The 19,197-nt window shown below is 43.8% G+C and carries 18 protein-coding genes and 4 pseudogenes; all 22 read right to left on the reverse strand.

What is annotated here, in order from left to right:
- Window positions 1-2: 2 nt before the first annotated feature.
- The 22 genes and pseudogenes from JCM19039_RS04035 to JCM19039_RS04140 all read right to left on the reverse strand — a co-directional run bounded on the left by JCM19039_RS04035 (window position 3) and on the right by JCM19039_RS04140 (window position 18,154).
- Window positions 3-788: a protein-glutamate O-methyltransferase CheR gene (locus JCM19039_RS04035; RefSeq protein ID WP_042424069.1), complete on the reverse strand. Its 786-nt coding sequence runs from the start codon at window positions 786-788 to the stop codon at window positions 3-5.
- Between the two features lie 57 nt (window positions 789-845).
- Complete coding sequence (gene ndk, locus JCM19039_RS04040; protein WP_042424070.1) at window positions 846-1,247, reverse strand: nucleoside-diphosphate kinase; 402 nt, start codon at window positions 1,245-1,247, stop codon at window positions 846-848.
- Window positions 1,248-1,329: 82 nt separating this feature from the next.
- Window positions 1,330-2,301 carry a heptaprenyl diphosphate synthase component II gene (gene hepT, locus JCM19039_RS04045; RefSeq protein WP_042424187.1) on the reverse strand — a complete coding sequence of 324 codons (972 nt, stop codon included), beginning with the start codon at window positions 2,299-2,301 and terminating at the stop codon, window positions 1,330-1,332.
- Window positions 2,302-2,317: 16 nt separating this feature from the next.
- Window positions 2,318-3,175, reverse strand: a complete 858-nt coding sequence (locus JCM19039_RS04050) for a menaquinone biosynthesis protein (RefSeq protein WP_052398498.1) — start codon at window positions 3,173-3,175, stop codon at window positions 2,318-2,320.
- Entirely contained in the window at window positions 3,172-3,774 is a 603-nt protein-coding gene (locus JCM19039_RS04055; protein ID WP_042424075.1) for a UbiX family flavin prenyltransferase, read from the reverse strand. The genes JCM19039_RS04050 and JCM19039_RS04055 overlap by 4 nt, the downstream gene beginning before the upstream one ends.
- Window positions 3,771-4,632, reverse strand: a pseudogene (locus JCM19039_RS04060) (UbiA-like polyprenyltransferase). Before JCM19039_RS04060 ends, JCM19039_RS04055 begins: the two are co-directional and overlap by 4 nt.
- 21 nt (window positions 4,633-4,653) lie before the next feature.
- Window positions 4,654-5,356 (reverse strand): annotated as a pseudogene (locus JCM19039_RS27750) (demethylmenaquinone methyltransferase); the annotation flags it as partial.
- Between the two features lie 139 nt (window positions 5,357-5,495).
- Window positions 5,496-6,164, reverse strand: coding sequence for a heptaprenyl diphosphate synthase component 1 (locus JCM19039_RS04070; RefSeq protein ID WP_042424076.1), 669 nt, complete (start codon window positions 6,162-6,164; stop codon window positions 5,496-5,498).
- A 55-nt stretch (window positions 6,165-6,219) separates the two neighbouring features.
- Window positions 6,220-6,441, reverse strand: a complete 222-nt coding sequence (gene mtrB, locus JCM19039_RS04075) for a trp RNA-binding attenuation protein MtrB (RefSeq protein WP_042397597.1) — start codon at window positions 6,439-6,441, stop codon at window positions 6,220-6,222.
- Between the two features lie 28 nt (window positions 6,442-6,469).
- Complete coding sequence (gene folE, locus JCM19039_RS04080) at window positions 6,470-7,036, reverse strand: GTP cyclohydrolase I FolE (protein WP_042424077.1); 567 nt, start codon at window positions 7,034-7,036, stop codon at window positions 6,470-6,472.
- Window positions 7,037-7,191: 155 nt separating this feature from the next.
- Entirely contained in the window at window positions 7,192-8,673 is a 1,482-nt protein-coding gene (gene spoIVA, locus JCM19039_RS04085; RefSeq protein WP_042424078.1) for a stage IV sporulation protein A, read from the reverse strand.
- 184 nt (window positions 8,674-8,857) lie between these two features.
- Window positions 8,858-9,583 (reverse strand): hypothetical protein, encoded by a 726-nt coding sequence (locus JCM19039_RS04090; RefSeq protein WP_052398499.1) that lies wholly within the window; start codon window positions 9,581-9,583, stop codon window positions 8,858-8,860.
- Window positions 9,584-9,603: 20 nt separating this feature from the next.
- Complete coding sequence (locus tag JCM19039_RS04095) at window positions 9,604-9,804, reverse strand: DUF2768 domain-containing protein (protein WP_042424080.1); 201 nt, start codon at window positions 9,802-9,804, stop codon at window positions 9,604-9,606.
- A gap of 269 nt (window positions 9,805-10,073) precedes the next feature.
- A complete protein-coding gene (locus tag JCM19039_RS04100; RefSeq protein WP_042397587.1) occupies window positions 10,074-10,331 on the reverse strand; it encodes a stage VI sporulation protein F in 258 nt (85 codons plus the stop codon).
- 83 nt (window positions 10,332-10,414) lie between these two features.
- Window positions 10,415-11,454, reverse strand: a pseudogene (locus tag JCM19039_RS04105) (NAD(P)H-dependent glycerol-3-phosphate dehydrogenase).
- A 31-nt stretch (window positions 11,455-11,485) separates the two neighbouring features.
- Window positions 11,486-12,124 (reverse strand): glycerol-3-phosphate 1-O-acyltransferase PlsY, encoded by a 639-nt coding sequence (gene plsY, locus JCM19039_RS04110; protein WP_042397583.1) that lies wholly within the window; start codon window positions 12,122-12,124, stop codon window positions 11,486-11,488.
- Between the two features lie 23 nt (window positions 12,125-12,147).
- Window positions 12,148-13,467 (reverse strand): ribosome biogenesis GTPase Der, encoded by a 1,320-nt coding sequence (der, locus tag JCM19039_RS04115; protein WP_042424084.1) that lies wholly within the window; start codon window positions 13,465-13,467, stop codon window positions 12,148-12,150.
- A gap of 67 nt (window positions 13,468-13,534) precedes the next feature.
- Window positions 13,535-14,140 carry a hypothetical protein gene (locus JCM19039_RS04120; protein ID WP_042424086.1) on the reverse strand — a complete coding sequence of 202 codons (606 nt, stop codon included), beginning with the start codon at window positions 14,138-14,140 and terminating at the stop codon, window positions 13,535-13,537.
- A 133-nt stretch (window positions 14,141-14,273) separates the two neighbouring features.
- A pseudogene (gene rpsA, locus JCM19039_RS04125) lies at window positions 14,274-15,429 on the reverse strand (30S ribosomal protein S1).
- Window positions 15,430-15,506: 77 nt separating this feature from the next.
- Entirely contained in the window at window positions 15,507-16,091 is a 585-nt protein-coding gene (locus tag JCM19039_RS04130) for a 1-acyl-sn-glycerol-3-phosphate acyltransferase (RefSeq protein ID WP_042424088.1), read from the reverse strand.
- The gene (gene cmk, locus JCM19039_RS04135) at window positions 16,088-16,762 is read right to left on the reverse strand and encodes a (d)CMP kinase (RefSeq protein ID WP_042424089.1); all 675 of its coding nucleotides are present in this window, start codon (window positions 16,760-16,762) and stop codon (window positions 16,088-16,090) included. Before cmk ends, JCM19039_RS04130 begins: the two co-directional genes overlap by 4 nt.
- Window positions 16,763-16,900: 138 nt before the next feature.
- Window positions 16,901-18,154 (reverse strand): YeeE/YedE family protein, encoded by a 1,254-nt coding sequence (locus JCM19039_RS04140; protein WP_042424091.1) that lies wholly within the window; start codon window positions 18,152-18,154, stop codon window positions 16,901-16,903.
- Between the last annotated feature and the right edge of the window lie 1,043 nt (window positions 18,155-19,197).

Genomic DNA, 19,197 nt, shown 5'->3' on the forward strand with positions numbered 1-19,197 from the left:
GTTCATTGGCTCGTTTTCTTACGATAGATGAATGATTTGTAATTCTCAAGCCCGTACTTCTCAGGTGAAAATAACTGTTCAGTACTACCGACAAAAAGAAAGCCACCAGGCTTAAGCGTTGCTGAAAATTGCGTAATGATTTGTTGCTTTGCAATATCAGTCATATAAATAAGCACATTGCGACAAACAATCAAATCTACGTAATCTGGGTAACGATCTTGAAGTAAATTATGACGCTCAAAAGTGATCGGTTGTTTAAATTGTCCTTTCACTTCAAACACTCGGTTTCGCTCATGGAAACCAAATTGCTTCTCTCTTTCATGTAGTGAGCGTAATGAACGTTCGGAGTATTGCCCGACCTTAGCTGCTTCTAAAACGGTCGGATCGAGGTCAGTAGCGAATATGTGATAGTCGTTTGCTTGCAACTGTTTGTGAAAAACCATTGAAAGTGTATACGGTTCTTCACCTGTTGAACATGCCGCAGACCATATCGATAATGGCAGATGCTGTTCTTTTAAAATCGGCACAATCTCTCGCTCAAATTCAAGCCAGCGCTCTTTATTTCGGTAAAATTCTGACACATTAATCGTCACACGATCAAGAAACTGATGCAATAGTTTATCGTCACGTGATAACCCTTCCTCAAAAAACTCCATAAATGACTGAAACTGGTAACGCTCATAAAAGTTTTGTAGACGTCGCTTCATTTGCTTTTCTTTGTAAAGGGTTAAGTCCAACCCTGTCTTTTGTTTCACAACATATTGGAAACGTGCATAATCCTCCGTCATGTTTGGCCCCTTATGTAAAAACCGGCCAATTCCCATTGACCGGTTTTCTTGCTTTCTTTACTTGCCAAAAAATAGTTCAATTTCGCGCGTTGCGCTTTCTGGTGAGTCTGAACCGTGAATAACGTTTTGGCCGACATTCACAGCGAAGTCACCACGGATCGTCCCAGGTGTTGCATCTTTCGGATTCGTAGCCCCCATCATCGTGCGGGCATTAAGAATAACATTCTCACCTTCCCAAATCATCGCGAACGCAGGACCAGAAGTGATAAAGTCAACGAGTTCACCAAAGAATGGCTTATCGCTATGCTCACCGTAGTGTGACTCTGCTGTTTCTTTAGAGATGTTCATAAGCTTCGCTTCTTTCAAAACGTAGCCACGAGCTTCAAAGCGGCTGACAATCTCACCGATAAGTTGACGCTTTACGCCATCCGGCTTAACCATGATAAATGATTGTTCCATGTTGTATTGCACTCCTCTTTTTCTTCTGTACAGGCTTTCATACCCGTTCTAGTATACCATCAGTTGTTGACAGATTAAACCTCTAAAAACGCCTGGAACCAATGTATGTAGCAATTTCGGAGAGAGATTGCACAGCAGGTATTTGCGGCAAGGTTTCAAGTGTCTGATACGCTTTGTTTAAGTAACGCTCACTTAGTTCTTTTGCGTATTCAATACCTCCGCTGTTTTTAATGAGCGTTAGCAGTTCAGCGAGTGTCTGTTCATCAGGCTCTCCATCCATAAATGCACGCGTAATGCGTTCTTTTACACTCGGGTCGTGGTGCATCGCGTAGAGCGCAGGTAACGTAACATTTCCTTGAAGTAAATCTCCTCCTGCTGGCTTACCGAGCTCTTCTTCTGTACCTGTGAAGTCGAGCACATCATCAATAATTTGATAAGCCATGCCCACTTCATAGCCATATCGATAGAGTGCGCGCTGGGAGGATTCAGGTGCACCGACGGCAATCGCACCAAGCTCACAGCTACCGGCAATGAGCAGTGCTGTTTTTCGCTTAATTCGGCGAAAGTACGTCTTTATATCTTGGTCCCATTCATACTGATAGCGGATCTGTTCAATTTCGCCAACGACCATTTCGTGGATGACACGAGACATTGCTTGATGAAGTTTCGGTTCATCGAAAAATGCCGCACTCTCAACCGCCTTCGCAAAAATATAGTCTCCTGTGTACATCGCCACTCGGTTGTCATATTTCGCTTTAACCGTTTCTTGGCCTCTTCTCAACTCAGCGTCATCAATCACATCATCATGGACGAGCGAAGCCATGTGAATGAGTTCTAACGACACCCCAATATGCTTGAGTCGATGAATATCATAAGCGCCGAACTTGCCAGCAAGCAATACAAACACCGGTCGAATTCGTTTTCCACCTGCTTGCAACAGCTGCAGCGTCGCATCTTCTAGCACAGGATGAGCGCCTTCAACCGCTTGTTTCATTTCTTGTTCAATTTTGTGTATATCCGCTCGTAAATACATATAAAGGTCTGCAAGCTTCATGACCATCAGGTCCCCTTCAAGTTATGGAGTGTATCCCAACACCGACATCCCAAACTTTTAGTTCGTCGGCTTTATCGTGCAAATATCCTTCTTCGTAAAGAAGTGTGTAGAAATGAAGCAGACCCTTTTGGTCTTCTTCTTGAAATTGGTAACGGAGATTTGTAAAGTATTGCTTCCAAAACGATGGAGGTCCACCATATTCTTTTGAAACGTGGGCTGCGAGCTCTTCATAACAATCATGTCTCGTTTTTGCCTCACTGGATTTCCATTCCAGTAAAAGTTGCTCCATGCCTTCCGGCTCTTCGGCGAGCTTGTCTTTTCTCATGGCAAAAACAGCAAACGTCATCGGCAAAGACGTGTTAGCCGTCCATAGATTGGCAAGATCATATACGTACACTTGGTGTTCTTCTCTTCTCTTTGCTTCGATGGCATCATCACCGATCAATAAACAAGCATCATGTTTTGACATCATCTCATCATAAATGGGCGGGACCGTATGATACGTATTCCCACGATGCTCGTAGAACCTACGCATAATAATCTTAAGCAAATGAATAGAAGTAGCTGAACTATGCGTAAGCGCAATGGTTTTATCATTTAATTGTTCAATCGGAACCTTTGAGAAAAGAAAAATCGAACCGACCTCTCCTTTTGCCGCTACGGCAAGGTCAGGCATTAGCACGTAATCTTCGTGATTTTGTGCATAAGCGAATGACGAAATAGCCCCTACGTCTATCTTACCTTGTGCCATGGCTTCGTTCAACTTCGCTGGGATACTCGGCACAAAAGACACATCATGCTGGAATTGATCACGATTCAAATGATAGAAGAACGGGTGGACATTTGTGTACAAAATTTCTCCAACGTTAATCATGTCATCTCTCCCCATCGTTGAAATAAACTATGGTTTACATCGAGTCGGTCGAGAATTTTACCGACAACAAAATCAATGAGGTCATCCATCGTCTCCGGCTTATGGTAAAAGCCTGGCATTGCAGGGATAACCGTTCCACCGGCATCAGCAACGCGCTTCATATTCTCCAAATGCGTACTCGTAAGCGGCGTTTCTCTAGGTACAATAATTAATGGTCGTTGTTCTTTAAGCGCAACATCAACACTTCGCTCGAGCAAGCTTCCTGAATGACCGTAAGCGATCTTTGCGAGCGTTCCCATTGAACACGGCACGACGATCACTCCGTCGTTCTTGTAAGAACCACTCGCAATCGGTGCACGAAAGTCTTGCAACCCATGAACGTGCAAATCTCCTGTTGGAAAGAGTCGCTCTAAACAGGCTTCACGATCCGTAACGTCAAGCCCTTCCTCCAAATCAAATACTTGCCAAGCAGCTTCAGACATGACGAAGTGTACTTTATGCTCACTAGAGAGTAGCTGTTGTACTAAGCGAATGCCGTAAATGGCCCCACTCGCTCCAGACATAGCGACCGTAAAGATTCGTTTCTCACTCACACTCATAAAAGAAAATCTCCAATCGTGAAGAAAAGCATTAAAAGACTAATGATGCCATTCATCGTAAAAAACGCAACATTCACTTTTGATAAATCGTTAGGACTGACAAGACTATGTTCGTAAATCATAATGCCCGCACAAATGACCGCCCCAACGAAAAATACCCAGCCGAGCGGAGAAATGAATGAGAGCGTAAGTAGCGCTGTTACACTAATAATATGACTACCACGAGCAATGATTAACGCTCGTTTAATGCCAAAGCGTGCAGGAACCGAATGCAAACCATTTCTTCGGTCATAATCAGCATCTTGCGTAGCATAAATAATATCAAACCCTGCTGTCCAAAACATCACGACTATAAATAGCAACACCGCAACTGGACTGATTGTGCCAGTCGCACCGACCCAGCCACCTAGTGGTGCAATCGCGATTGTCATCCCTAAAATAAAGTGACACGCCCATGTGAACCGCTTCGTATAGGAATAGATGACTAAAAAGAAAACCGCAAGTGGCAACAAGTAAACCGCTAACATGTTTAATTGAAATGCAGCTACAAATAGCAACACGAACGACACAGAAATAAAAATGCCCACTTCTTTGAACGAAATATCACCTGCAGGAATCGCACGGTTGCTCGTTCTCGGATTTCGTTTATCAATGGTTGCATCAATCACTCGGTTTAAACTCATCGCAGCACTTCTTGCACCTACCATGGCAACGGTAATCCAAAAGATTTGCATAAGCGTTGGCCACGTACCATTCTCAACAAAAGCTTCCGAGAATTGCACCTAAAAAAGCAAAAGGAAGCGCAAAAACAGTATGCTCAAACTTGATCATTTCGAGAATTGTTTTTAGTTTATTCATAGATTGCATCCTCAAGACTGATCGCTTAAAACCCCAATGACCAGCGGCTGCACCACCAGCATAGCTGCGGTAGTTCACATCAACAAAACCAGAATCAACAAACCACTCAGCCAGTTCCTTTTTCTTTGGAAACGTCGCGGTCGAATCATACAACCACTGATACTCTTTACCGCTTCCAGCGACCCAGCGACCGAGCCTAGGCATGACTTGTTTAAAATACACGGAATAAAACGGCTTAAACAATACATTCTCTGGGTGGGACGTCTCTAGGCAGAGTACTTGTCCTCCGGGTTTAAGAACACGAAGAATTTCTTGTAAAGCCTTTTTCGGGTCCGGTACATTGCGGAGTCCAAAGCCAATTGTGACAACGTGAAACGACTCATCCGCAAATGGCAGTTCCGTCGCATCTCCATGAAGAAGCTCCACATTTGTTAGTTTCTCATCGTCGACTTTTTTTTTGGCCGACCTGGAGCATATTTTCACTAAAGTCAAGACCGTGCACTTTTCCTTTGCCTTCAAGCTGATTGGCGATGGCAATCGTCCAATCTCCTGTGCCGCAACACACATCAAGCACTTGAGCGTGAACAGGCAATGACATTTGCCTCATAATGTCTCTGCGCCATTGTTTATGCATGTTCAGGCTGATGACACCGTTCATTTTGTCATACTTCGTTGATATGGATTGAAACACTTCATGAACGTGTTTTTCATTCGTTCTCCCCACAGTTGTTACCCCTCCCGATTATGCGCTAAGAGTTCTCCGATGCGATTGGATAGATGCTCTGTTAGTTGCCTTTCATGCGTGTTATACGCTGCTTCAAGCTTAACGTATACACGTTCAGCGACAATTCGAAGTTGCTGGATCATCCCTTCTGCCGATACATCCCCAACTTCCCCACCGGTTCCATGGCAAATAACGGTGATAGCCTCGCTGAACCAAAGGGGTTCTCTTTTTCTTCTGCGTGCTCGATCATGTCGAGTAGTCTTCGATACGTTAGAAAAGGCGGCGCTAAGTGTTGCACAGCCTCGTGATTATAAAAGACACCGACGTTTTTTATAAGTGTAGATTCCATAATCGTGACGAGACTTTCCAATTCATCCACGCCTGACCAGTCATGCTCATGAAGTCGTATCTTCGCGTCGTTCGTCTTTTGGATGGATCCGCTGAACACACGGACAAGTTTCACATCTTCAAGCTTAGCGAGCTCTGAATAATAAAGGCTGCTAAACCAATCTCCAGCAAGCACCGTTAATTGCTTTTCAATTTCACGGTCTCTTGCTTCATTATGTAATGGGACATATTGATGAGTCGTAAGCGCTGCGTCTACTAGCATCGCTGCTGTTGTCCTCTTCAGCTTACCTTCTTCAGCCAGTTCAGGGGCGTCAATACAATTCGTGAAAAGCATCATTTTGTCCCGATCGATGCTCACTTTCGAGACGTGTTGGTTTAAATACCGATGAGCACTTAATCGATTAAATCGGTCTTGAATCCATTGAAACCGCTCTTCTTCTTTCCATTCTGCCTGTTGCATACTCTTCCCTCCGGAAACCCATGATCCTGAATAGAAAGAAAGTAGCTAGATTTTGCTACTCTCTTTCTGTCAACATTTCTCCGTGACTCGTTTGAATAAGTGCCTTGCCGCGAATCTTAACAGCAGACGTATGCTCTGTAAATTGACCAATCATTACTTCGCCTTTGTCCAGCTTTTCAGAGTGATGAAAACGCGTCGTATTTCCACGTGTTAAGCCAATCACATTCACACCGTCTTCTTCTGCCCGAACGACAAAGAAGTCATTGTTACTACTCATGAGAATCCCTCCTCTACGCATTTACTGTCTAATACTTAATGAGAGATAATACTTCTTGACGCGAAGACTCTTCTTCTTCAAATACGCCACGAACCGCAGAAGTGATTGTCGAGCTACCTGGCTTTTGGATGCCACGCATCGTCATACACATATGTTCAGCCTCAACAATGACCATCACACCGTGCGGATCTAACGTCTCTATCAAAGCATCGGCTACGGTTGATGTAATTCTTTCTTGAAGTTGTGGCCTTCTCGTTACGGTTTCAACAACACGTGCCAATTTACTGAGCCCTGTAACTGTACCGTTCTTAGGGATATAACCTACGTGTACTTTCCCGAAGAATGGTAGTAGGTGGTGTTCACACATCGAATAAAACGTAATGTCTTTGACGAGCACAAGCTCTTCATGCTCTTCTCCAAATACTGTCTTCAGATGCTCAGCAGGATCTTCACCAATGCCACCGAATACTTCTTCGTACATTCTTGCTACCCGGGCAGGTGTATCTATAATTCCTTCTCGACCAGGATCATCTCCGATCGCTTCAAGGATTTGACGGACCGCAGATTCAATTTTTTCTTTGTCGAATTTCGTCATGGCGTATGGCCCCCTATATCGCATGTTAATCGCTAGAAATTTTAGCACAGGGCCTTTTATAAAGCAATTATGACCTCTTATCCTATTGTAACACTTCGTCAAGCCTCATCAAATAAAAACAAAATAAACCCCCGTTATATAACGGGAGTTTATTATTACAAGATAATCGCAATCAGACCGCCGCTACCTTCATTAATGATTCTCTCCAGCGTTTCTTTTAACTTATACCTTGCATTTTCTGGCATGAGAGAGAGCTTCGCTTGAATGCCTTCGCGGACGATGCTGTTTAAAGAGCGACCGAATATATCTGAATTCCAAATGGAAAGCGGGTTTTCTTCAAAGTCTTGCATCAAGTAGCGCACGAGCTCTTCGCTCTGCTTTTCTGTCCCGATAATCGGGGCAAACTCTGACTCAACATCAACTTTAATCATATGAATGGACGGAGCAACCGCTCGTAAGCGAACCCCAAACCGTGACCCTTGTCGGATGATTTCTGGTTCATCCAAACTCATGTCCGTAATAGCTGGTGCGGCAATACCATACCCTGTTTGTTTAACCATTTTCAACGCTTCGGAAACTTGATCATACTCTGATTTTGCATGGGAGAAATCTTGCATCAGTTGTAAAAGGTGGTCTTTCCCTCGAATCTCTACACCGACCACTTCTTTTAAGATCTCATCATACAAATCATCAGGCGCATACAAATCAATATCTGCGACCCCTTGCCCCATTTCGATACCCGATAACGAGGCGGTATCAATAAACTCAAACTCGTCTGCAAAGTGACCGACGACGCGATCGACGTCTCGCAACCGTTTAATATCTTGAACCGTCTCTTTCACAGATCGCTCATAATCTTTTCTTAACCAGTGATCATCGCGTAACACCATGACCCAACTCGGTAAATTGACGTTCACTTCGTGCACCGGAAACTCAAAGAGTACTTCTCTTAGTACACGATTAATATCGTGCTCTGTCATGCTTTCTACACTCATTGAAAGTACAGGTACGTCATGCAACTGCTCCAAATCACTTCGGAGTTCTTCTGTCTCTGGTGCGTACGGTCGAACGGAATTGACGATAACGATAAACGGTTTGCCAACTTCCTTTAACTCTTCAATGACACGCTCTTCTGCTTCCAAGTATTCATGTCTCGGCAATTCCCCGATGCTGCCATCAGAAGTGACAACAACACCAAGCGTCGAGTGTTCTTGAATGACTTTTCGTGTTCCAATCTCTGCAGCTTCTTGGAACGGAATCGGTTCTTCGTACCAAGGTGTATTAATCATTCTTGGTCCGTGCTCATCTTCATACCCTTTCGCTCCCGAAACCGCATAGCCCACACAATCAACGAGTCTTATATTTACATCGAGACCTTCATCGACATGCAGCTCAACAGCCGTATTCGGTACAAACTTAGGTTCTGTCGTCATAATCGTTTTTCCGGCAGCACTTTGCGGCAATTCATCTTGTGTGCGGGCGCGCTCTACCTCACTGTCCATGTATGGCAATACGACCAATTCCATGAACTTCTTGATAAAGGTTGATTTACCTGTTCGCACCGCACCGACGACGCCTAAGTAAATATCACCTCCTGTACGCTCCGCGATATCTTTAAAGATATCCACTTTCTCCACGAGATCCCCTCCGATCTAAAATTAACTCCACCGTTTCAAAATATGTGTCATTGCATTCTATGATGTTGTCCACTTCTTTATGACAAGGATTGAACAGGCGGATCGTTTTCTCGAAATATTTACAAAAACAAAAAACCTCTTCTACTCTATATATAGATAGAGAGGAGAGGTTTAGAACATTTCCTTATTCGTTTTTGCCTGTAATTTTTGGTTCTCCGTTATCCAGTTCATAAGGAACAGAATAGACCGGCGCAATTGGAAACTCGTCAGTAAGTATAGAGCGGATGTCTGATTCATCTTCTGGAACACCGTCATATTCATGCAATACTCGGTTTAAATCAATGGCATAGTCGATCACCACTTGACCTGTACGATCCAAATACAATGGTAACGTCGTGGAAAAATACGGGCTGGATACAACCGGTTGCTCATCTAAACCCATAGCTTCATAATCAAGGGCAAAAATGCCAGGTGCTACCATTTCGTCTAGCGGTGGATAACCGTTTGTTCTCGTGTATTCATTTACTTCTCGTTCAAATTGGTTCGCTTCATGCATAACAAGTACTGGTATGACTCGAACTTCGGGATCGTTTTCGACATCAATTAACGTGTAGTAGAAGTTGCCCCCATTTTCATATGCACTCGCAGGAGCATCATGCATATAGCCAGGCACAAGTTGGCGAAAATCAACTTGATACCGTTCATAGTCGGTCATCGTTTCATCAAACGTCTTAATCGGGAGCACCCCGTTTTGTTCTTGGAACTGATCAACCCCAGCTTGCACAGATTGCAATTGCTCTTCGTATGGAAAGCCCCCTGTACTCGTTCCTGATGACGGTTCAGGATCACCACAAGCTACGAGTAAAACGAGCAGCGATATGGGAACTAGCTGTTTTATAATACGCACCATGCTTCACTCCAAAGATATATTCAAAGGGTTGCGCGCGATCCAGGAACGACCACGACCAACACGATTAATCCTGCGATGAGAATGCATACAAATGAAAAGCTGAGCACGATAAAACGTAGCACACCATTTAACTTTTCTCTTCCAAACAGCGCACCCGCTGCAGCCACAAACATTAAAAACAACCCGATAAAAGACAGCCACATTGATTGTAACGGGGTCATAACGTACCCTCCTTCAAATTCACTCGTCCATTATAGCATACCGATGATTGGTCTCGCAGTAACCGTTCATAGCAACAGTTGTCCATTTTTCAAAAATCTTTCGCTATAGGTATGAGGCATCATCCACACCACAAAAAAAATCGAAGAGCATCCGCTCTTCGATTGACTAAACCTTTCTTCCAATAGGTGGAGCCTTGTTGGATGTGGTTCACTGGTATCCTATGCAAAGTATCCGTCTCTGCACTATACGAACGCCTAGCTAAACGCAATTATCCTCTGAAAAGTTGACTCAATGAATTAAAATCTAAAGGAATATCATTATTTGTGATCGCGCGAACGAGTTGATCTTCTTTTTCTTTTGAAACCGGAACGCCTGCCATTTTTGATACATCATGGATGAGTTGACGAACGGTCGCTTCATCTTGCAAGTTAGCCCCGCTAACTGAGTTTGCCATGTTGTATACATCGTTTTGGTTCATGTTTGACTCCTTTTGAATCCGATCGAAAATGGAATCAAATTGATTCATATCTACACCCACTTTCCTATTCTTATTGAATAGTGTATGTAGATCGAATTGAGGTGTGATTTCTAGGCAGAAGTTCAGATCGATTATTCTTTTAGATGTTTAAAAAAGTCTTCAGACTCATGCTTTTTTAGGCGACCCATTAATTGTTCACTGGCGCTTTCTGGGTGCTCTCCATTAAAAATCACGTCATACAACGCCGTTGTAATTGGCACCTCGATCTCATGTGATGCCGCCAGTTGGTGCATGGCACGTGTCGTTTTTACACCTTCTACAACCATCCCCATATCATCCAAAACGGTTTGAAGCGGCTTGCCTTGACCTAGTTGAAAGCCCGCTCTCCAGTTCCGGCTATGCTTGCTCGTACACGTCGCAATTAAATCTCCAAGGCCAGAAAGACCTGCAAACGTTAACGGGTCCGCGCCTAACCGTGTTCCCAGTCTTGTAATCTCCGCAAGCCCTCTCGTCATAATCGCCGCTTTTGCGTTATCACCAAAGCCAAGACCTTCCGCCAGTCCAACAGCGAGTGCAATCACGTTTTTGAGAGACCCGCCGAGTTCAACCCCAGTCAAATCTTCATTCGTATACACGCGAAAGTTTTGGTTAATAAACAAATCTTGAGCCTTTTTGTCGCATGAACATCATCCGATGAAACCGTAACGGTCGTCGGCTGCCTTCGGGCCACCTCTTCGGCATGGCTCGGTCCTGACAGACAGACGATTGAGTCCGTCACTTTTTCTATACCCTCATCTTTCATTAACTCTGATACTCTAAGTAATGTGTCCGGTTCAATGCCTTTAGAGGCATGAATGACATAAGGAATGGTTTTATTGAATGCGACAATTTCTCGAACAGCTTCTCTCATCCCGGACGTTGGGACGCTAATTAATAACGCTTCCCCATGTGCCAATACCTCTCCCATATGTGTAGAAGCCTTCAATTGTTTAGGGAGCGTAACACCGGAAAGATACTTCTCATTCGTCTGATGACCATTCATTTCATTCACTTGGTCTTCTCTTCTCGCCCACATTAAAACATCATGGCCATTGTCGGCGAGAACGATCGCGAGCGCCGTTCCCCAACTTCCAGCACCAAGTACTGCTACACGTTGTTTCATCCCCATCATCCCTTTCCAGCTTTCAAGCCAATACCGCACATTACTTTTCTCCGATTTTACTTTCATTCCCTTTGACTAAACGTTGAATGTTCGTTCGATGCCGCCAAATAGACATGATCCCAACAACACAAGTAAGCGCAAAGTATGATATTGGATAGCCATAATGGTCAAGCGTAAACAACACCGTAAACGGGGTAAAAAAAGCAAAGATCAGTGATCCAAGCGACACATATCTCGTGATGACGATCGCCAAAATCGCAACAATCCCAACATAGATTGCCGGAAAGAAAACGAGCGTTGCAATGACACCAATTGTTGTTGCGACACCTTTTCCACCCTTGAATTGATAATAAACCGGATAATTGTGACCGAGTATTGCGAGCAATCCGCAGATCGCAGGTGTCCAACCCGAGTACTGATCAAAAAATGACAGACCGCTTGATAAGAACAACAATTCCATTAAAAAACCGAGAAGGACGGCGACGATCCCTTTCACTGCATCAAGTAGCAATACAAGTATTGCGGGACCTTTCCCCAAAATACGTAGTGTATTTGTCGCCCCTGCGTTTCCACTGCCGTGTTTTCGAATGTCTACTTTCTTGATTTTCTTTACGAAAATGTAACTAAAGCTAATCGAACCGATAAGATACGCAATAATCCCTGCAAGAATAACATCCATCGTCTCCCCACTCCCCCCAAAGCTTAAGACTCGTTTTTCTTACGCGCAATAATTTTCAGTGGTGTACCAACAAAAGAAAACGCCTCTCGCAATTGATTCTCCAAATACCTGCGATACGAAAAGTGCATTAAATCTGGATCATTCACAAACACAACGAATGTCGGTGGACCGATGGCAACTTGAGTAGCATAATTAATTCGCAAACGCTTAATCCCACCAGCGGTAGGTGCAGGGTTTCGGGAAACTGCATCCATAATGACGTCATTAATCACGTGTGTTGGCATCCGCATTTGGTGACTGTCCATCACTTCATTTACAACAGGAAGCAATTTTTGAATCCGCTGATTCTTTGTAGCTGACACAAACACGATTGGCGCATACGACAAGTAGCTAAACGTCTCCCGAATGTTCTCGGTGTACGCTTTCATCGTGCGATCATCCTTTTCCACCGCATCCCACTTATTCACTACAATTACAACGGCCCGACCCGACTCATGCGCATAGCCTGCAATTTTCTTATCTTGTTCAATAATGCCTTCTTCACCGTCTAAGACGACAAGCACGACATTCGCCCTCTCAAGAGCACGCATCGCCCGAAGAACACTGTACTTCTCTGTGTTCTCATATACTTTCCCGCGCTTTCTCATACCAGCTGTGTCCACAATTTTGTAGTCTTGGTCCCCTCGGGTAAAGTTCGTATCAATGGCATCTCTTGTCGTACCGGCAATATTACTCGTAATGACACGCTCTTCCCCTAAGATTGCATTGACGAGTGAAGACTTCCCGACATTTGGTCTACCAATAACAGCGATTTTAATGAGTGATTCTTCCTCAGCGTCCTCTAAATGAACAGGGAAGTTGGCAAACACTTCATCAAGCATATCTCCGATTCCAATGCCGTGTGATCCAGATATTGGAAATGGTTGACCGAACCCAAATTCATAAAAATCATAGATTAAGTCTTGCATATCAGGGTTATCAACCTTGTTGACGCCTACAACAACAGGCTTTTTGGACCTTTTCAAGATCATCGCAACTTCTTCATCTTGAGGCGTAATGCCTTCCCTACCATTAACGATGAAAATAATGCTATCTGCTTCCTCAATCGCAATTTCTGCTTGCATTCTCGTCTGGTCTATGAGTGGTTCCTCACCGATATCAATTCCACCGGTATCAATGACATTAAACGTACGATTCAACCACTCTCCTTGTCCATATAGGCGGTCTCTCGTTACACCCGGTTTATCTTCGACGATTGCTAACCTTTCGCCGACCATCCGGTTAAAAATTGTTGATTTCCCAACGTTAGGTCTACCAACGATGGCTACTGTTGCTTTTGACATGAGTTATTCATGCCCCCTGTTCTTCTATGTAGATCACGAATTCAAAGGTTGAACTCGCGACACTCCTCTATGCTGAAAGTGTCACTTTCTTTCTACGGGAGTGGTGGTGATACTGACCTGCTCGCTGTACAAGGCTTTCAATCATATGCCATACGACAAACAAAACGAGCACTGCAGTTAAACGATTGAAAAAGAGAGCGTCTGCAATAAACAGCCCTTCTCTTAATGGAACGAGCACCCATCCAGTAAGCAATTCCCCAAAGCATAGCGCTAACATTGCTAGTGGATAACGACTGTCACGGTAGCGATAAACGAACACCGTTAAAAAGAAAATTGCTGCTGCAGGCACCCATACGTCATGCGCATAAAAAATGACAGGACTAAACCAGTACGCCAGTTCAATTGCCGCATACATAAACATTAACGATAACGCACATACGATTAGCGATAGCCATCTTTTCTTTGGGACGTTACCCGCCCACACGATCGCAGTGATGAGTGCAACTCCAAATGCGAACGGGACCGTGTACGCTTCACCTGACCAAGCTAATGGGTAGACGATCATGCCGACCAAAATTGCAGCGGCTAAATAAAATCTGGCAAGGCTTTTCATAAAAAAAGAAATGAGTACCCAAAGTATCCATGAAAACCAAAAAAATAACAAGCTCTCCATTTGCATCCTCCCTTTTCTTGTTCAGTATAGACAAGAAAAGGCAGAAAGAACCGTACGGGTTACGAATGGAGAGCTCTATTTCTCAAAACAATCGGCGAATCCACTGTTGGTATTCGCCGATTGTTTGCGGTAATTAATCGTTACGGTATTTTTTTAGTTGATCTCCAATCATGTCGCCAAGGGAGAACCCAGAATGATCTTCTTCAGGTGCTTCATACTCACGCTGAACTTTATGGTCAGACGTCTGTTTTTCTTCCAATTCGCGAATGCTTAATGAGATACGCTGTTCAGAAGGACTGATATCTAAGATCTTCGCTTGAACAGCTTGACCTTCTTCCAATACTTCTCCAGGCGTTCCAATATGGCGGTTCGCGATTTGTGAAATATGAACGAGCCCTTCCACTCCAGGAGCCACTTCAACGAACGCGCCAAATGAAACGAGGCGCTTCACTTGACCATCAATGACGTCACCTGGTTGAAATTGACCTTCAATCGTCGTCCAAGGTCCTGGCAACGTGTCCTTAATCGACAATGAGATCCGCTCTTTGTCTGCATCTACTGCCAAGATTTTCACTTCAATTTCTTCCCCTTCTTTTACAATCTCTCCAGGGGACTCGACACGATGGTGAGCCATTTGTGAAATGTGAACGAGACCATCAACGCCTCCAACATCTACAAACGCACCAAAGTCAGTGAGACGCTGTACCGTTCCTTTAACCGTATTTCCGATTGTTAAATTTTCAAGAACTTGCTTTTTCTTTTCATCCGCTTCTTCGTCGAGAATTGCTCTGCGAGACAGAATCAATTTGTTCTCTTCTGCATCTAACTCAACGATTTTCAACGTAACGGTCTGCCCTTTGTAGTCTGAGAAGTCTTCTACAAAATGACGCTCAACGAGTGACGCTGGAATGAAACCACGTACACCAACATCTACAACAAGCCCACCTTTGACCACTTCTGCAACTTCAGCTTCAATAGGTGTTCCTGCCTCAAACGTTGCTTTAAGTTCATCCATGCCTTTTCCGCCCGCGCGCCGCGAACAGAAAGGACGAGCTCATCATCTTCGACCTTGATACTTTAAGGTCTAACTCGTCACCCGTATTTAATACATCACTTACCTTTTCTACGTGTAAACTGGAAAGTTCGCTAATAGGAACAATTCCGTCTACCTTGTAGCCAGCGTCAACGAATGCTTGCTTTTCTTCAACCTTCGTCACCTTACCTGTAACGATGTCATTCACTTGAAGATCTTTCATTCCTTCTAATTCATTGTTCATTTCTTCAGCCATTGTCTTTTGCCTCCTTACTTCCCTTTAAAAACATTGCTATACAAAATTCTCCATTGCTTGGAAGAATGTTGCAGACATCAGTTCGAATTCTGTTCTTCTTTTAGCTGCTTAATATGATCCATAATCCGGTCGGTCACTTGCCTCGCAGAAGCTTTCTCTTCCCGCAAATCATCAAGTGGAACGGCTTGTCCATACGTGAGCTCAATTTTTTTGAATGGCTTGTACTTGCCTTTAACGTAGGCCGGAATGACAACTGCATCACTTTTCAGTGCGAAAAAACCTGCACCGGCTAAACCTTCACCAATCTCATCGGTTTTGGAGCGATTCCCTTCAGGAAATAACAGCAACATGTCTCCTTGGTTCAATACAGCAAGCGCCGTCCGTAGCGAAGCTCGATCACCTGCCCCTCGCTTTACAGGGAAAGCACCGAGATTCTTAATCAACGTGCCGAATCCTTTTTTCTCGAATAATTCTTCTTTCGCCATAAACCGAAGTGGCCGTTTAATGTAGGATCCAAGCAGCGGTGGATCGAAGTTGCTTTTATGATTAGAACAGATAATTACCGGTCCATTCGCCGGTATATTTTCTTTTCCCTGAATTGACGCAAAGAAAACACCAGAAAGCAGAATTCTACAAGCAAATTGTCCAATTCGATAGATCATGACGATGTGTGCTCCTTCTCGCGGGCATGTGCATAAATAAAACGAACGACATCCTCAATCGAAAGTTGTGTCGTGTCAAGTGAAATCGCGTCATCTGCTTGTCTTAAAGGAGCAAATTCCCTTGTCGTGTCTAAATGGTCTCTTCGTTCAATTTCTTGTCGAATCGTCTGAAGATCTGATGGTTGTTCATTTTGTATATTCTCCAAATGGCGCCTTGATGCACGTTCATCAACCGATGCAAACAAATAAACCTTCAGTTCAGCATCTGGTAATACGTGGGTACCAATGTCCCTTCCATCCAAAACGACACCTTTTTGTTTAGCGAGCTCTTGTTGGCGCTCGAGCATCTGCAGCCGTACGCTATGGTGACTAGACACTTCAGAAACTGCATGAGTCACACTCGCGCTGCGAATTTCTTGACCTATATACTCGTTGTTGACGAGCATATGGCGCCCATCGCTAGACAATGTGAAGCTCATCTCTTTTAGTACATCATCAATGGTATTCTCATCACTCAGGGAAATGTTATTCAAAAGTACGCGGTAGGCGAGCGCACGATACATAGCGCCTGTATCAATATACAAATATTGCAATTCGTTCGCCACCTTCAATGCGACCGTACTTTTGCCAGAGCCCGCAGGTCCGTCAATTGCGATATTAATCTTTGTCATACGTCTCTCCATATGTAAATTTCATTCGTTGTCTATTGTTGTCCAACATTGCCTAAAGTCTACCATAATAAGCGGTGTAAGACAAATCGCTCATTAAGCAGGCCCTTTAGTTCCAACACTGGAAATAAAGGGCCTTCGTTAGCAAAAGCTGTCTTTTTGTTTGGGGACCCCAAGTCCGAATAACGGTCGTAAATATAACGCTAAAAATGTTCCACCGAGTGCCATAATTCCCCAAATATAACCGTGGGCACTAAACGATGCAATGCCGCTGAAATATGCACCGATGTTACATCCAAACGCTAGCCTTGCGCCGTATCCCATCATCAAACCACCGATAACAGACGCTAAAGCATTCCCCTTCGTGATCTTGTTGAAGCGGAACAATCCACCTGCAGCGGATGCAAGAAACGCCCCAAGAATGACACCGAAGTTTAGTACCGACGTCGTATCAGCAAATATAGAGGCATCTAGTGCTGCTGTATCTCCTTGCCAAAACCCCCACTCACGCACATCAAATCCTAGAAACTCGGCAGCTTTTGAGCCCCAAAGTGTAAATGCATACGTAACACCCCAAGGTGTTTCACGAACGAGCAGTGTAATCGCGTTTAAGACTGCGAGCACAATTGCCGCTGCAAACAACGGCCATGATCCTCTAAAAATTCTTTTCCAACCACTTTCAGTTGGCACTTGTGCCATTTTAGGTGGGTTTTTCTTTTTTTCTATGATTATGGTCACAGTGGCTACCGCACCAAAAATAAGCATCGAGACAAGCCAAGCTCCACCATAACCTAGACCTGTTGATGTCGCTAAGGAAAATGATTCAAATGCGGGCATGTCTTCCATCCAAAAGTTAAAGTGACTCGCCCCAATGGTTGATCCGATGATGAAGAATAGTAGCGTGATGAACATTACGCTTCGACCGCCACCTACCGCATATAGAGTTCCAGACGCACAACCACCGCCAAGTTGCATACCGATTCCAAAGATAAACGCTCCAACGAGTAAGCTGACGCCTACTGGAGAGATGTTCCCGGTAGCTTCACCACCAAAAAACGTAAAACCTGTAGCGAGAATTGGGGCAAAAAGTGTACACGCGATGGCTAGCATGACCATATGAGCGCGAAGCGCTTGTCCATTTCCAACCGATGCGAGTCGTCGAAATGCAGATGTGAAGCCAAATCTAGCGTGAAAGAGCGTATACCCAAGTAAAATTCCAATAACGAGAAGAATTGGTTGTACAAAATGCTGGGTGAATATGAGGTACAAAGCAAGTATAAAAGACGCGATAAGACCAATAGTTACGAGATTTAACTGCGGTTTCTTTAAACCAATCGTATGTTTAGCAACAGAATGTTGTTCTGATATAGGTTGAACATGTGTAGTCAAATTCATTTCACCTCTTTATCTGATGGATTTACTCAGGAATTAATCTTCTAACAGCCTATGCCTGAATGAACAAAATGTCAATACTAAATAAAGATTCTCCTGTGTAAGCAACTGTTGTTCTCTGAAAAAAGTGTCCTGATCTCATTTTATAAGTGAAATGAACATACTTCAGTTACTCATTAACACAATCGATGTGGAAGTTGAAGTAGGTGGTAATTTGCTATGGTAGGATTTTATTAATTTTGCTAGCGTTTTCGGATGAGATCTTGCCATTGGTTATTCTATGGTAAGATTTCTCGACCCGATGGGAGGATTCTTATTAGAACGCCTCGTATAACAAGGAAAATCTTACCTTATAACCATCTATGGTAAGATTTTACTCCCCCTCGCCAATGCTAAGTTTTCGGACGAGGCAAGTCTATGTGGAGTGTGATTGAATTTGACGCTAAATTCCATTAAGAATCCCGGTCTTGTCGCCGAATGACATTCATTAATTCAACTCGTATAGATCGCTTCTATTGAGCTCAGACGCTCTTTTCGGATTCTGCGTCCGTCCACCATGAGAAACCTTCAATTCTGGTGGTCTATTTTGCCGCCCCACCCTTACTTTCGTACAAAGCAGCACCCCTATACAGACGAGTCAAAGTACCGAGAGTGCTGACATTCAAGGTAGCGAAGAAACGTGCGTTAGCTCCCACGTTTAATAAGTAGAGAACACTGAAAAATTAACGTCTCTTTTCTTAAGTTACTCGTTAACTCGACGTATTGGTCAGATCTATGTAGATCCCTGCTAAAAATTGTTCTTTAATGAAGAAAATTCCATCATAGACAGGGTCTATGTGGATTTTATATTTATATCAAGCGAAACACTGTGATATGATTTTCAAATTCTCTTTTTAAGTGACCTCAATGATTGCGGTGGGGGATTTTGACCACATCCTTATGGATCTGTGATCAAACTCTCTTGCATACAACCATCGTGAACGTCGTGTGCACACCTATCGACTTCAAGTACCCTACTCTGGATCATACCCCACCCAAAAACCGAT

It is taken from the genome of Geomicrobium sp. JCM 19039 (assembly GCF_000698145.1).
GTDB lineage: Bacteria > Bacillota > Bacilli > Bacillales > Marinococcaceae > Geomicrobium_A.

Excerpts from the sequence above, each read along its gene's own strand:
- JCM19039_RS04140 (WP_042424091.1), bottom strand. The coding sequence starts at position 18,154 with ATGAATTTGACTACACATGTTCAACCTATATCAGAACAACATTCTGTT.
- cmk (WP_042424089.1), bottom strand. The coding sequence starts at position 16,762 with ATGACAAAGATTAATATCGCAATTGACGGACCTGCGGGCTCTGGCAAA.
- JCM19039_RS04055 (WP_042424075.1), bottom strand. The coding sequence starts at position 3,774 with ATGAGTGTGAGTGAGAAACGAATCTTTACGGTCGCTATGTCTGGAGCG.
- plsY (WP_042397583.1), bottom strand. The coding sequence starts at position 12,124 with ATGGATGTTATTCTTGCAGGGATTATTGCGTATCTTATCGGTTCGATT.
- hepT (WP_042424187.1), bottom strand. The coding sequence starts at position 2,301 with ATGAAGCTTGCAGACCTTTATATGTATTTACGAGCGGATATACACAAA.
- JCM19039_RS04070 (WP_042424076.1), bottom strand. The coding sequence starts at position 6,164 with ATGCAACAGGCAGAATGGAAAGAAGAAGAGCGGTTTCAATGGATTCAA.
- JCM19039_RS04035 (WP_042424069.1), bottom strand. The coding sequence starts at position 788 with ATGACGGAGGATTATGCACGTTTCCAATATGTTGTGAAACAAAAGACA.
- JCM19039_RS04100 (WP_042397587.1), bottom strand. The coding sequence starts at position 10,331 with ATGAATCAATTTGATTCCATTTTCGATCGGATTCAAAAGGAGTCAAAC.
- JCM19039_RS04095 (WP_042424080.1), bottom strand. The coding sequence starts at position 9,804 with ATGACCCCGTTACAATCAATGTGGCTGTCTTTTATCGGGTTGTTTTTA.
- ndk (WP_042424070.1), bottom strand. The coding sequence starts at position 1,247 with ATGGAACAATCATTTATCATGGTTAAGCCGGATGGCGTAAAGCGTCAA.
- mtrB (WP_042397597.1), bottom strand. The coding sequence starts at position 6,441 with ATGAGTAGTAACAATGACTTCTTTGTCGTTCGGGCAGAAGAAGACGGT.
- JCM19039_RS04050 (WP_052398498.1), bottom strand. The coding sequence starts at position 3,175 with ATGATTAACGTTGGAGAAATTTTGTACACAAATGTCCACCCGTTCTTC.
- folE (WP_042424077.1), bottom strand. The coding sequence starts at position 7,036 with ATGACGAAATTCGACAAAGAAAAAATTGAATCTGCGGTCCGTCAAATC.
- JCM19039_RS04090 (WP_052398499.1), bottom strand. The coding sequence starts at position 9,583 with ATGGTGCGTATTATAAAACAGCTAGTTCCCATATCGCTGCTCGTTTTA.
- JCM19039_RS04120 (WP_042424086.1), bottom strand. The coding sequence starts at position 14,140 with ATGGAGAGCTTGTTATTTTTTTGGTTTTCATGGATACTTTGGGTACTC.
- JCM19039_RS04130 (WP_042424088.1), bottom strand. The coding sequence starts at position 16,091 with ATGATCTATCGAATTGGACAATTTGCTTGTAGAATTCTGCTTTCTGGT.
- der (WP_042424084.1), bottom strand. The coding sequence starts at position 13,467 with ATGTCAAAAGCAACAGTAGCCATCGTTGGTAGACCTAACGTTGGGAAA.